At 62.9% G+C, this 12,834-nt stretch carries 12 protein-coding genes; 8 read left to right on the forward strand and 4 right to left on the reverse strand.

Translation table 11 applies throughout. The features are described 5' to 3' along the window. Window positions 1–42 precede the first annotated feature (42 nt). The gene (locus tag ACB034_RS11200) at window positions 43–1,248 is read right to left on the reverse strand and encodes a NupC/NupG family nucleoside CNT transporter (RefSeq protein WP_124238924.1); all 1,206 of its coding nucleotides are present in this window, start codon (window positions 1,246–1,248) and stop codon (window positions 43–45) included. Between the two features lie 507 nt (window positions 1,249–1,755). Here ACB034_RS11200 and dbpA point away from each other — a divergent pair. Further along, window positions 1,756–3,135 carry an ATP-dependent RNA helicase DbpA gene (gene dbpA / locus ACB034_RS11205; protein ID WP_371172847.1) on the forward strand — a complete coding sequence of 460 codons (1,380 nt, stop codon included), beginning with the start codon at window positions 1,756–1,758 and terminating at the stop codon, window positions 3,133–3,135. A 74-nt stretch (window positions 3,136–3,209) separates the two neighbouring features. Beyond that, the gene (locus ACB034_RS11210) at window positions 3,210–3,500 is read left to right on the forward strand and encodes a YkgJ family cysteine cluster protein (RefSeq protein ID WP_371172848.1); all 291 of its coding nucleotides are present in this window, start codon (window positions 3,210–3,212) and stop codon (window positions 3,498–3,500) included. Here the strand turns inward: ACB034_RS11210 and ACB034_RS11215 are convergent. Beyond that, window positions 3,497–3,889, reverse strand: a complete 393-nt coding sequence (locus ACB034_RS11215) for a hypothetical protein (RefSeq protein WP_371172849.1) — start codon at window positions 3,887–3,889, stop codon at window positions 3,497–3,499. The two genes, ACB034_RS11210 and ACB034_RS11215, sit on opposite strands and share 4 nt — an antisense overlap. A 286-nt stretch (window positions 3,890–4,175) precedes the next feature. On the opposite strand from ACB034_RS11215, the gene ACB034_RS11220 reads away from it, so the two are divergent. Further along, window positions 4,176–5,573: a PepSY-associated TM helix domain-containing protein gene (locus ACB034_RS11220; RefSeq protein ID WP_371172850.1), complete on the forward strand. Its 1,398-nt coding sequence runs from the start codon at window positions 4,176–4,178 to the stop codon at window positions 5,571–5,573. A 79-nt stretch (window positions 5,574–5,652) separates the two neighbouring features. Here ACB034_RS11220 and ACB034_RS11225 read toward each other — a convergent pair whose 3' ends face one another. Then, window positions 5,653–5,871: a DUF6500 family protein gene (locus ACB034_RS11225; RefSeq protein WP_042072669.1), complete on the reverse strand. Its 219-nt coding sequence runs from the start codon at window positions 5,869–5,871 to the stop codon at window positions 5,653–5,655. A gap of 105 nt (window positions 5,872–5,976) precedes the next feature. Continuing rightward, window positions 5,977–6,882 carry a 1,4-dihydroxy-2-naphthoate polyprenyltransferase gene (locus ACB034_RS11230; protein WP_042072708.1) on the reverse strand — a complete coding sequence of 302 codons (906 nt, stop codon included), beginning with the start codon at window positions 6,880–6,882 and terminating at the stop codon, window positions 5,977–5,979. 208 nt (window positions 6,883–7,090) lie between these two features. Here ACB034_RS11230 and ACB034_RS11235 point away from each other — a divergent pair, with 208 nt between their 5' ends. From ACB034_RS11235 to menC, 5 genes are all read left to right on the forward strand, one after another. Continuing rightward, the gene (locus tag ACB034_RS11235; RefSeq protein ID WP_042025912.1) at window positions 7,091–8,410 is read left to right on the forward strand and encodes an isochorismate synthase MenF; all 1,320 of its coding nucleotides are present in this window, start codon (window positions 7,091–7,093) and stop codon (window positions 8,408–8,410) included. Window positions 8,411–8,444: 34 nt separating this feature from the next. Further along, entirely contained in the window at window positions 8,445–10,190 is a 1,746-nt protein-coding gene (gene menD, locus ACB034_RS11240) for a 2-succinyl-5-enolpyruvyl-6-hydroxy-3-cyclohexene-1-carboxylic-acid synthase (RefSeq protein ID WP_061476283.1), read from the forward strand. Then, entirely contained in the window at window positions 10,150–10,953 is an 804-nt protein-coding gene (gene menH / locus ACB034_RS11245; RefSeq protein ID WP_061476286.1) for a 2-succinyl-6-hydroxy-2,4-cyclohexadiene-1-carboxylate synthase, read from the forward strand. The genes menD and menH overlap by 41 nt, the downstream gene beginning before the upstream one ends. An 87-nt stretch (window positions 10,954–11,040) precedes the next feature. Continuing rightward, window positions 11,041–11,901, forward strand: a complete 861-nt coding sequence (gene menB, locus ACB034_RS11250) for a 1,4-dihydroxy-2-naphthoyl-CoA synthase (protein ID WP_061476291.1) — start codon at window positions 11,041–11,043, stop codon at window positions 11,899–11,901. Next, window positions 11,901–12,830, forward strand: a complete 930-nt coding sequence (gene menC, locus ACB034_RS11255) for an o-succinylbenzoate synthase (protein ID WP_061476294.1) — start codon at window positions 11,901–11,903, stop codon at window positions 12,828–12,830. Before menB ends, menC begins: the two co-directional genes overlap by 1 nt. The last annotated feature ends 4 nt before the right edge of the window (window positions 12,831–12,834 follow it).

The following is a 12,834-nucleotide window of genomic DNA, read 5'->3' on the forward strand; positions in this document are numbered from 1 at the left end:
GCCGAAAAGCCGGGGGCCTGACAATCGCAAGGCAGCGAATGATCAGATCATGATGCCTGCGATCACGGCGGAGAGCAGGCTCACCAGGGTGGAGCCGTAGACCAGCTTGAGGCCGAAGCGGGAGACCATGTTGCCCTTCTCTTCGTTGAGCGCTTTCACCGCACCGGCGATGATGCCGATGGAGCTGAAGTTGGCGAACGAGACCATGAAGATGGAGAGGATGCCGACGGTGCGCGGCGAGAGATCGGCGGCGATCTTGCCCAGATCCATCATGGCCACAAACTCGTTGGTCACCAGCTTGGTCGCCATGATGGAGCCCGCCTGCAGCGCTTCACTGCCCGGGATGCCCAGGATCCAGGCGATGGGATAGAAAATGTAGCCCATGACGTGCTGGAAGTTGACGCCAAACGCCATCTCGAACAGGTAGTTGATGAGGGCGATCAGGGCGATGAAGCCCACCAGCATGGCCCCGACTATGACCGCCACGGTGAAACCAGCCATGATGTACTCCCCCAGCATCTCGAAGAAGTTCTCCTTCTTCGGGGTGTGGTGCTCGTCCCCCTCGGCCAGCGCCTTGGCGTCGGTCACCGTGTTGTCCGGCTCGTAGGGGTTGATGAGGGACAACACCACGAAGGTGCTGAACATGTTGAGCACCAGAGCGGCCACCACGTAACGCGGCTCGATCAGCTGCATGTAGGCGCCGACGATGGACATGGAGACGGTGGACATGGCGGTCGCCGCCAGGGTGTACATTTGCTTCTCGTTGAGGTGCGGCAGTATCTTCTTGAGCGCAATGAAGTTTTCAGACTGGCCGACAATCATGGCGCTAATGGCGTTGAAGGATTCCAGCTTGCCCATGCCGTTGATTTTGGCCAGCACGGTACCGATGCCGCGAATGACCAGCGGCAGCAGACGGATGTACTGCAGGATGCCGATCAGCACGGAGATGAAGACGATGGGCATCAGCACCATCAGGAAGAAGGAGAAAGCCCCCTCGTTGACCAGGCCGCCGAACACGAAGTCGGTTCCCTGTTTGGCAAACTCCATCAGCTTGGTGAAACCGGCAGCAAAACCGCCCACCACCGCCAGACCCACTTCCGAGTTCAGCATGAACCAGGCCAGCGCCAGCTCGACCACCAGCAGCTGGATGATGTAGCGCACCTTGATCTGTTTCCAGTTGTGGCGGTTGACCAGCAGCGAGAGCGCAAGGACCATCACGAGTCCGAGCACGAAGTGAAGATATTCCATAACCTGTAGCACCTGGGTGAATTGTAATTTTCGACCGGCGCCATCATAGAGATTCGTATATTTAAAAATCAGAGAATCATCACACTCCCACTCAATAAGCGGGAGCTTGCTATGGTAAAAACGTTTTTAAATTAATCTTGAAAAATCCGTTTTTAACACCCTGAGCAAAAAACACCAAAATCGTGCAAATTCAATACGATAAATTATTAATCAGATAACATTTATTGACCTTTGATATTTTTAACCCTGTTTAAACAGGCGCCGAAACATTCCTTTATTTAAACAAGACATCAGCAAAACGTTTATCTTATATAACCAAACACCTTTTATTTAATTTCTTCGCAGCTGCCGTTGGCGTGCCATCAAACTCTGGCAGATAAACCAATGACACCATCAACAGCCCCTCGGTCAACCGTTCAAATTTCCGCCACATCGGACGTCACATTCTGGTATGATGCGCCCCCTTGCGCGCCGCGCACCCCGTTTTCCGTGAAATAGAGTCCTTTTGTGAACAACAGCGAATTTAGCAGCCTGAACCTCCCCTCCGCCCTGCAAGAGAACCTCGCCAGCCTGGGTTATCTGCAGATGACCCCGATCCAGGCCCAGAGCCTGCCTCTGGTGCTCGATGGCAAAGACTTGATCGCCAAGGCAAAAACCGGCAGCGGCAAGACCGCCGCCTTCGGTCTCGGCCTGCTGGCCAGCCTCGACGTCAACCGGCTCGAGGTGCAGGCACTGGTGCTCTGCCCGACCCGCGAACTGGCGGATCAGGTAGCCACCGAGATCCGTCGTCTGGCCCGCACCCTGCCCAACGTCAAACTGGTGACCCTGTGCGGCGGCACCCCGACCGCACCGCAGTCGGCCACCCTGGGCTTTGGTGCCCACATCGCCGTCGGCACCCCGGGCCGGGTGCTCAAGCATCTGGAGCAGGGCACCCTCGATCTGGATTGCCTCAAGACGCTGGTGCTGGACGAGGCTGATCGCATGCTGGACATGGGCTTTGGCGAAGACATCAACCGGGTCATCGGTTATGCGCCGCGGGATCGCCAGACCCTGCTCTTCTCCGCTACCTATCCGGAGGGGATCGCCCAGATGAGTCGTGGCGTGCAGCGCAACCCGGTCGAGGTGAGCGTGGAGTCCCTGCACCAGGAGAGCGCCATCGAACAGAAGCTCTATGAAGTGCCGGCCGGCCAGCGTCTCGACGCCCTCACCTGGCTGCTCAGCCACTATCAACCGGCCTCCTGCGTGGTGTTCTGCAACACCAAGCGCGCCTGTAACGATGTGGCCGACCACCTGGCCGCCAAGGGCTTCTCGGCGCTGGCGCTGAACGGCGATCTGGAGCAGCGCGAGCGGGATCAGGTGCTGGTGCGCTTTGCCAACGGCAGCGCCACCATACTGGTGGCCACCGACGTGGCGGCCCGCGGCCTCGACATCAAGGAGCTGGGCGCCGTCATCAACTATGAGCTCACCTATGACCCCGAGGTGCATGTGCACCGTATCGGCCGCACCGGCCGCGCCGGGCAGCAGGGTCTGGCCCTGAGCCTCTATCAGCCGAACGAAGCGCAGCGCGTCAACCTCATCGAGGAGTACCAGCAGGCACCGCTGCTACAAGGCGATCTCGATGCCATCGGCCGCACTATCAAGCCGCTTGCGCCCCAGATGGTGACGCTCTCCATCGACGCGGGTCGCAAGACCAAGGTGCGGGCTGGGGATATCCTGGGCGCCCTGACCGGCGAGGGTGGTATTGCCGGGGCAGATGTGGGCAAGATCCAGATCGCCGAGCAGTACTCCTACGTTGCGGTCAAGCAGAGCGTGGCCAAGGCGGCGCTCAAGCGGCTGCAGGAAGGCAAGATCAAGGGACGCAGCTACCGCGCCCGCAAACTGGGCTAAGCCCGACGAGCACAGGCGCCGGCATGGCGCCTGTTTCATTTTCACCAAGGTCGCAAGACGACAAGACAGAGACCATGACCCGGACAACTGAGCCACAGATAAGCTGCCAGAACTGCGAAGCCTGCTGCTGCCGCCTGGAAGTAATGCTGCTGACCGACACAGGGGTGCCGGATCGCTACATCGAAGAGCGGGAGGGCGAAGTACCCGTGATGCAGCGGCTGGACGATGGCTGGTGCGCGGCGCTCGATCGCAATACCATGATGTGTCGCATCTATGATGTGCGCCCCCTGATCTGCCGCGAATTCGAAATGGGCGAACCCGACTGCATCGACGAACGCAACAAGTGGTTTATCAGACTCGATTAGGAGGGTGAGCAGGCCAGTTGCGCCTCGAGCCAGGTGATGGCCGCCTGTTCGCACTCGCAATAGTGCACCGCCCTGAAGGGCACGCCGGCGAAGACCTGATCGGCCAGATAACGCTTGAAGCCTCCCGACAACACTACCGCCAGATACTGGCAACCGCTGCCGGCGCACCAGTCAAACTGGCGATGAAAGCGGTGCAGCACTTCGGGGCCGGCCGCCTCGAATTCGGTGATAACCTCGACTATGCCCCAGGGGCCGCCTTGCAGTTCCGCCAACACATCGCGGAAGCGGGCCTCGTAGGCCATGGCGCCCGCCAGATTGAAGGCACCACTCGGGCGGCAGATCAGCATCTGCCCCCTGCGTTCCATTGCAAACTTGCCGTGCGGCTGCATTCCGCTCCTCCCTGACTGGCGCCATTCCGGTGTTTTTTTATAAGATAATGATTTACATCAAAAAATCTACAACATCGAAAACATCACCAGGTTCCCATACTGCCGCTGACCCCATGGCGCCCCCTTGCTTCCACTCATTATGATCTTTATCAACAATCTCTTTTCATTTCATCCAAGGGGCCGACCAGAGATGTGGCATTGCCGTTAACAAAACGTTGCTGTTATCATCCGCGACCATAAAACACTCCACCAGCAGGAATGTTGGTCATCGATACAAGGAACCGAGATGAAAAACAGGGATGCCCATTACTACCAACGGATCTGGCGCTGGCACTTTTATGCCGGGTTGTTTGTCGCCCCCTTCCTGATCCTGCTCTCCCTGACCGGCATCATCTATCTGTTCAAGCCCCAGCTCGACAACCTCATGTACCCCGAGCTGATGAAGGTGACCCCGACGGCCCAGACTCTGAGTGCCGATGAACTGCTGACCCGAGCGATGGCCGCCATGCCGGATGCCAGCCTGCGCAAATACCTGCCGCCAACCAGCCCTGATGCCAGCGCCCAGCTCATCGTCATGCAACAGGGCCAGGAGCTGACCCTGTTCATGGATCCCGCCAGCGGCAACCTGCTCGGCACCATGGACAACAAGTGGAACCTGCAGGCGGTGGCGCGCGCCCTGCACGCCGATCTGCTGCTCGGCACCACGGGGGATCGGCTGATCGAGCTGGCCGCCGGCTGGGGGCTGGTGTTGCTCATCAGCGGCCTCTATCTCTGGTGGCCACGCAAGGGACCGGGCATGGGCGGCATCCTCTGGCCCAGAATGCACCAACGTGGCCGCCTCTGGTGGCGTGACCTGCACGCCGTGGTCGGCTTCTGGGGGGCCGGCTTCCTGCTGCTGTTGCTGCTGAGCGGCATGACCTGGACCGGTTTCTGGGGCGATCAGTTTGCCAATGTGTGGAACCGCTTCCCCGCCGCCATGTGGAACCAGGTGCCCAAATCGGCCCCCCTTGCCCGCAGCCTCAACCAGGCTCATGAGCAGACAGTGCCCTGGGCGGTGGAAAATACCCCCATGCCGGATTCCAAGATGGTGGAAGAGGGCCATGATCACGGCGCCATGGACCATGGCAGTACCCACGACGGCGTGGTAATGGCCAGCCGGCGCATCCCGCTGCAACAGGTGGTGGAGATTGCCCACAAACGCGGGGTCAGCCCAGGTTACAGCATCACGCCGCCGGCGGGGGATAGCGGTGTCTTCACCATCGCCCTGTTTGCCGACGACCCGCGCAACGACGCCACCCTGCACATCGATCAATACAGCGGCAAGGTGCTGGCCGACGTGCGCTGGCAGGATTACGGCCCGGTGGCCAAAACGGTGGAGACTGGCGTCATGCTGCACATGGGCAAGCTCTATGGCTGGCCTCACCAGCTCGCCATGCTGCTCATCTGCCTGATGGTGCTGGCCAGCGCGGTGAGCGGCCTGTGGATCTGGTGGTGCCGTCGCCCGCAGGGCCGCCTGGCCGCCCCGCCGCTGCCCGCCAGCCTCCCCCCCATGCGTGGCGCCATCGCCCTGCTGATCCTGCTCGGCATCTGCTTCCCGCTGGTAGGCGCCTCCATGGTCGCCATCTGGCTGCTGGACAGCCTGATCTTCTCCCGCCGCGCCCCCAAACTGGCGGAGATCGGCTAGACCCCACTCTCGCGACCGAATGACAACGCCATTCAATAGCAAGGGCTCCCGATGGGGAGCCCTTGCTGCTTCAGTCCGGCTATTTCATCGCTTCGACCAGCCGGAGGATCTTGCTGGCCTTTTCGAAGTGATCGAGCCTGTGGGTCTGGATCCACCAGGTCGCCGCCTCCATCAACAACTCGGGATCCTCATTCTTGTTGGCGAAGAAGGCATAGAAGGAGAGCCCGACCGCCTCCCCCTTTTGCGCAATTTTCTGGTGGCAGACCTGGATGATTTTCTCTCTGAGTGAGTCGCGCATGGCGGCTTTCCCTGCTTGGTGGGTGGCATGCAAGGCAGCATACCCCAGCCAGCAAAAAGGGCCCCCGTCCGGGAGCCCTTTTTCATTGCCAAAACGGGTCGCGACTCAGGAGAGCGCCAGCCCGATGGAGAGCAACAGGCTGTAGAGGAAGGCGCTGATGGCGGTCTTCTTGAGGGCGCCTGTCAGCACCTCGCCATCGAAACTCTCTCGCAGTGTCCTGGCCGCATCGGTCAGTGGCTTCATGGCCGGCAGGAAGATCCAGGGCCAGAAGCTGGCCGGCTGGGTCAGGATGAAGAGTACGGTCGCCAGCACGGCAGATCCCAGCAGCACCCAGTGATAGGCGATGGCGCGATTGCGACCGAGGCGCACTGCCAGGGTGATCTTGCCGCTGGCGGCATCGGTTTCGATGTCGCGCACGTTGTTGATGTTGAGCACGGCGGTGGCCAGCAGGCCACAGGCGGCCGCGGGCAACAGCAGATCCCACTGCAGGGTCTTGGTAAAGAGGTAGTAGGAGCCGAGCACCCCCAGCAGGCCGAAGAAGAGGAACACCGAGATATCGCCAAAGCCGCGATAACCGTAAGGCGTCTTGCCCACCGTGTAGGTCACCGCCGCGACGATGGCCGCCCCGCCCAGCACCACAAACGCCAGGATCTGCAGCCACTGGCCGCCGAAGGCGCAGCCCAGCAGCAACAGGCCGCTCGCCACCGCCGCCAGCGCGGTCAGCGCCATCGCCACGCACATCTGCTTGCGGGTGATGAGGCCGGATACCACGGCCCGCTGGGGACCGATCCGCTCGCCATTGTCCGCACCGGAGACCGCATCGCCGTAGTCGTTGGCCAGATTGGAGAGGATCTGCAGCAGGATGGCGGTCAGCAGGGAGAGCGCCATGATGGTGCCGTCGAAGGCGCCGCGGCTGGCGGCCAGCCCGGAACCCAGGAGAATGGACGAGCAGGCGAGCGGCAATGTTCGCAAACGAGCCGCCAGCAACCATGTTGATAAGGTATTTGTCATATTGTGATGGCCAAACAATCGGATATTGATCGTGTTAAGGGTTATCGAACCGGATTTGGGTATACTGGGCCCCGGAAGTGAAGCTCCCTCGGGCGATTTACATGGACGAATGGGCAGATAATATATAGGAAATCATCGCCCTTTGGCATAAACCTACGGCATCCTGCTACGGGATCGGTCGTTACTACCCGGTTCAGACACTACATCCATGTTGGCTCAGACCCATATCAAGCAACAACTGGACGCCCTGCGTCACAACAACGTCAGCGGCTTCGTACGACTGCGCGTAGGGATCGAGGTTCGATCCTTCCTGGGCTGGCTCGCGGCGCAGACTCTCTACCCCCGCATCTATTGGCACGCCCGTGGCCAGGATCGCCCCGAGTATGTTGCCCTGGGCGCCATCCACGAGCTGACCGAGCCCGATGCCATCCGCCAGGTCTGCACCAACACCAGCCAGTATCATGACGACAGCCCCCGCTACTATGGCGGCGTGGCGTTCGATCCGGCCCAGCCGGGCTGGCAAGGGTTTGGCGCCTGCCGCTTCGTGCTGCCCCGCATCGAGCTGGTGCGCCGCGGCGAGTGTGTCAGCCTCTGCCTCAATCTCTGGCTGACCAAAGAGAACCTCGAGTCAGAGCTGGCCGCCGCCGAAGCCGCCCTCGACGCCCTGCAGCCGGAAGCGCCCCTGGCCCAGCTGCAAAAGCAGCGCTGGCAGCGTCAGGATTGCCCTGAGCCGGCCCAGTGGCAGCGCCTGGTGGAGCAGGTCACCTCCCCCGAATTTCAGGCCCACACCCCCAAGGTGGTGCTCTCCCGCGAGAGCGTGCTGACCAGCCACCAAGGCGGCGAGGATGTCTGCCCCTGGGTCATGCTCAACCAGTGGATCGGCCATGCCCAGGACTGCTTCCACTTCGGCTTCCAGTTTTCCCCCGAGCAGGCCTTTATCGCCTGCTCCCCCGAGCGCCTTTACCGACGCGAGGATCGCCACCTCTTTAGCGAGGCGCTGGCAGGCACCATCCGCCGTTCCGGCGACGAGGCGACCGATGCAGCCCTGGCCGCCGAGCTGCTGGCCGACAGCAAGAACCGGCTGGAGAATCGGCTGGTGCATGCCGACATCCTGAGCCGCCTGGCCCAGCTGGCCCACGACGCCACCCTGACCGAGCCGCGCATCCTGAAGCTGCGCCTGCTGCAGCACCTCAAATGCGACATCGAGGCCGAGCTCAAGCCCGGCGTCTGCGACTGGCAGCTGCTCGAAGCCCTGCACCCGACCCCTGCTGTGGGCGGCGCCCCGCGCGAAGCGGCGCTGGCTTTCATCCGCGAAAACGAACCCTACGAGCGCGGCTGGTATGCCGGGGCCTGCGGCATGTTGAGCCGGGAGACTTCGGAGTTTGCCGTCGCCATTCGCAGTGCCCGCATCCAGCCTGGCAGCGTCACCCTGTTTGCCGGCGCTGGCATAGTGGCAGGTTCCGAGCCCGCCGCCGAGTGGGCCGAGCTCGACAACAAGATCGCCAATGTGCTCTCCCTGCTGGGATAGCCGTTCATCCTCTTTCCAACCCGCGAGAGCGCTTATGTCCGCCAGTGAAGTGTTTGCGAGCACCGTCTTTCCCACTCAGCACGCCACCTTCAACCATGTCTGGTCCTCCCTGCTACTGGAGGAGCTTTATCGCCTCGGGGTGCGCGATATCGCGCTGGCCCCGGGTTCGCGCAGCGCCCCGCTCACCATGGCCGCCGCCGCCCACTCCGGGTTTCGCCGCCATCTGCATTTCGACGAGCGGGGTCTGGGCTTCATGGCGCTGGGGCTGGCCAAGGGCAGCAACCGGCCGGTGGCAGTGATCATGACGTCGGGCACCGCGGTCGCCAACCTCTGGCCCGCGGTGGCCGAGGCCCAGCTCACCGGTGTGCCGCTCATCATTCTCTCCGCCGACCGCCCCCACGAGCTCATCGACAACGGCGCCAACCAGGCCATCGATCAGCAGGGGATCTTCGGCCACTACCCCGTTTTTCAGCAGAGCCTGCCAAGCCCCACCCCCACCATCCCCGCCGCTTTCGTGCTGAGCTCGGTGGATCAGGCGCTGGCGCAACAAGCGCGCACGCCGGGGGTGGTACACATCAACTGCATGTATCCCGAGCCCCTCTACCCCGGCGACCAGTATCAGGATTTTGCCGCCTATCTGGCCCCCCTCGGCGACTGGCTCACCTCGGCTCGTCCCTGGAGCCCCTGGCAGCTGGGTGAGCAGAGCTGCCCGCCCCAGGCCGGCTGGAGCGAGCTGCAGGGCAAGCGCGGCGTCATCATCGCCGGGCGGATCACCCACCCCGAGCAGGCACAGGCGGTGGTAGAGCTGGCCGAGCGCCTCGGTTGGCCCCTGCTGGCGGATATCCAGAGCCAGATCCGCTTCGATGCCCGCAACCTCATTCACATGGATTTGGCGCTCAACGATCCCGAATTCGTCGCCGAACTGGGGCGCGCCGAGGTCTTGCTGCAATTTGGCGCCCGTCTGGTCTCCAAGCGGCTCGGCCAGTTTATCAAGAGCCACCCTTGGCAGGATTATTGGCTGGTGGATCCGCAGCCGGCCCGGCTCGACCCCGACTACCGGCTGCGCAACCGCCTGCTGTGCAGCGCCCGCGCCTTCGTGGCGACTCATCCGGTCGCAGCCACGGCGACTCCCTGGCACCGACTGGAGGCCCTGCAACAAAAGGCGAGTCGGCAAATCGCCGCCGCCTGCGAGCGCTTCTCCGAGCTGGGGGTATGCCATCGCCTCAACCGGCTGATCCGGGGTCAGCTGTTTGTCGGCAACAGCATGCCGGCCCGGCTGATGGATATGCTGGGCATTCCAGGCCAGGGGCCGAGCCGGGTGATGACCAACCGCGGCGCCTCCGGCATCGATGGCCTCATTGCCACCGCCTACGGCTTCGCGCAATCGGTCGAGCAGGGCAGCGCCGAGCCCACCACCCTGCTGCTCGGGGATCTCAGCGCCCTGCACGATCTCAACAGCCTGGCCCTGCTCGGCAAGGCCAGCCGACCGCTGGTGGTGATCCTGCTCAACAACGATGGTGGCAGCATCTTTCGCATGCTGCCGGTGCCCACCGAAGGGGAGCTGCTGGAGAGCTACTATCGGCTGCCCCATGGCCTCAGTTTTGAGCATGCCGCCGCCATGTTCGGCCTCGCCTATCGTGCGCCGGACAGCCTGGCCGAGTTCGAGCAGGCCTATACCGAGGCGCTTGGTGCCGGCGTCACCCTGATCGAGATCCGGGTGCCGAGCGAACAGGTGGCCGATGATATCAAGGCACTGGGGGCCGCCATCCGTGGCGCCTGAACAGGCCCAACGGCCGCGCTCCCTGGTGCTGCTGCACGGCCTGCTGGGGGATGCCGCTGACTGGCAGCCGGTGATCGACCGCCTGCCCGCCATCCGCTGCGTGGCCCTCGACCTGCCGGGCCACGGCTGCAACCACGCTGTGCGGGTGAACGGCTTTGACGAGGCCCATCGCTGGCTCTGTGACGAGCTGGCCGCCCACGATATCGAGCACTATCTGCTGGCGGGCTATTCCCTCGGCGGGCGCCTCGCCCTCTATCACGCCAGCCGCTCCCCGAATGGTTTGCAGGCCCTGCTGCTGGAGAACTGCCATCCCGGTCTGCCTGCTGCCGAGCGGGCCGCCCGCATCGCCCATGACGAGGGGTGGGCGATGCGCTTCGAGCGCGAGCCGCTTGCCGACGTGTTGGCGGACTGGTACCGGCAGGGGGTCTTTGCCGATCTGGACGAAACGGCCCGAGCCCGCCAGATCGCCCGTCGCCTCGGCAACCGGGGGGGCGCCATCGCCACCATGCTGCGCGCCACCTCGCTGGGGCAACAGCCCGATCTCGCCCCCTGGCTGGCAAAGGCCGAATTGCCGGTCACCTATGTGAGCGGCAAGCGGGATCAGAAATTCCACCACCTGGCTTGCCAGCTGGCGAGTCAGCATCGCAAAATCAACCACTTGGTACTGGATGGCGGCCACAACCTGCACGCCAGCCAGCCCGAGATCTTTGCCCGGTTCCTTGCGAAGTGGGTCAACCAACCAGAAGAGAAGAGTCATGATTGAAGCAATGACGGAAGCGGAACGGTACGCACCTGTCCAGCAGGCCGTGATTGCTCCATTTTCGCTCGAACAGACTAGAAGGAAAAAACCATGATTGAGGCAATGACGGAAGCGGAACTGTACGCACCTGTCGAGTGGCGCGATTGCTCCGCCGGTTACGAGGACATCCTCTATCACAAGTCCGGCGATGGCATTGCCAAGATCACCATTAACCGTCCCCAGGTACGCAACGCCTTCCGCCCCCGCACCGTGAAAGAGATGCTGCAGGCGCTGGCCGATGCCCGCTATGACGATCAGGTCGGCACCATCATCCTGACCGGCTTCGGCGAGAAGGCCTTCTGCGCCGGTGGCGACCAGAAGATCCGGGGCGACTACGGCGGCTACCGCGACGACGAGGGGACTCATCACCTCAACGTGCTCGACTTCCAGCGCGACATCCGCACCTGCCCGAAACCCGTGGTGGCCATGGTGGCCGGCTACGCCGTCGGCGGCGGCCATGTGCTGCACATGATGTGTGATCTGACCATCGCCGCGGACAACGCCATGTTCGGCCAGACCGGTCCGAAAGTAGGCTCCTTCGACGGCGGCTGGGGTGCCTCCTACATGGCACGCATCGTCGGCCAGAAGAAGGCTCGCGAGATCTGGTTCCTGTGCCGTCTGTATGACGCCAAGCAGGCCCTCGACATGGGACTGGTCAATACCGTGGTACCGGTCGCCGAGCTGGAGCGTGAAACCGTGCGCTGGTGCCGCGAGATGCTGCAACACAGCCCGATGGCCCTGCGCTGTCTGAAAGCCGCGCTGAACGCCGACTGCGATGGTCAGGCGGGCTTGCAGGAGCTGGCGGGCAATGCCACCATGCTGTTCTACATGACCGAAGAGGGTCAGGAAGGGCGCAATGCCTTCAACGAAAAGCGCCGCCCCGACTTCTCCAAATACAAGCGGAACCCCTGATGACACTCGCCCTCTATCGCTACCGACTGCCTTTTACCCAGCCCCTGACCTTTCACGGCAAGGTGGAGGTGGCGCGCGAGGGCTTGCTGGTCCGCGTTGGCGACGGCTGGGGGGAGATAGCCCCCCTGCCCGGTTTCTCCAAAGAGACCCTGGCCGAGGCACACGCCGAGGCCATCGCCTGTCTGGAACAACTGGCCGCGGGGCAGCCCATAGCCCCGCGCCTGCCTTCGGTGCAATTTGGCTTCGACTGTGCCCGCCGGGTCTGGCCCGCACAGACGCCCCCCCTGCCCGAACCCTATCCCCTTATTCAGGGCTCCCCCCAAGAGTTGCTGAAACACTGGAAAGAGTGGCTCCATCGCACTCCCAACAAGGCCAAGCTGAAGGTGGCCCGCTATCCCATGCGGGACGAGCTGGCGCTGATCCGGCTGCTGTGCGACCGCATTCCGACCCTCAAGCTGGTGCTGGATGCCAACCAGGGCTGGACCCGCGAGGAGGCCTGGACCTTCTGCGGCCATCTGGACCCGAACCGGATCGAGTATCTGGAAGACCCCTGCGCCGATTTCGCCGACATCGCTTTTGTCGCCAACCGCACCGGCATGCCGGTGGCGCTGGACGAGCTGCTGGCCCAGGGCAAACCATGGGAGCCCATCCCGCAGCTGCGCGCCCTGGTGCTCAAGCCCATGCTGCTCGGCTCGCTGGAACGCTGCGAGGCGCTGATCAGCCGCGCCCGCGAGCTGCGACTCAAGGTGATCATCTCCTCCTGTTTCGAATCCGGCCTTGGCCTGAACCAGCTGTTCCACCTCGCCGGAGAGTGGGCCCCGGAGCAGGCCCCCGGGCTGGATACCCGTCGCTGGATGGCGGCGGATCTGTTAAACGAAGCCGGGGAGCCGGACACCGGCGCCCTGGAGACCCTGTTTTACCGTGACTGATTTC

Origin of the sequence: Aeromonas sp. S18(2024) (genome assembly GCF_041402525.1) — a bacterium.
GTDB lineage: Bacteria > Pseudomonadota > Gammaproteobacteria > Enterobacterales > Aeromonadaceae > Aeromonas > Aeromonas enteropelogenes.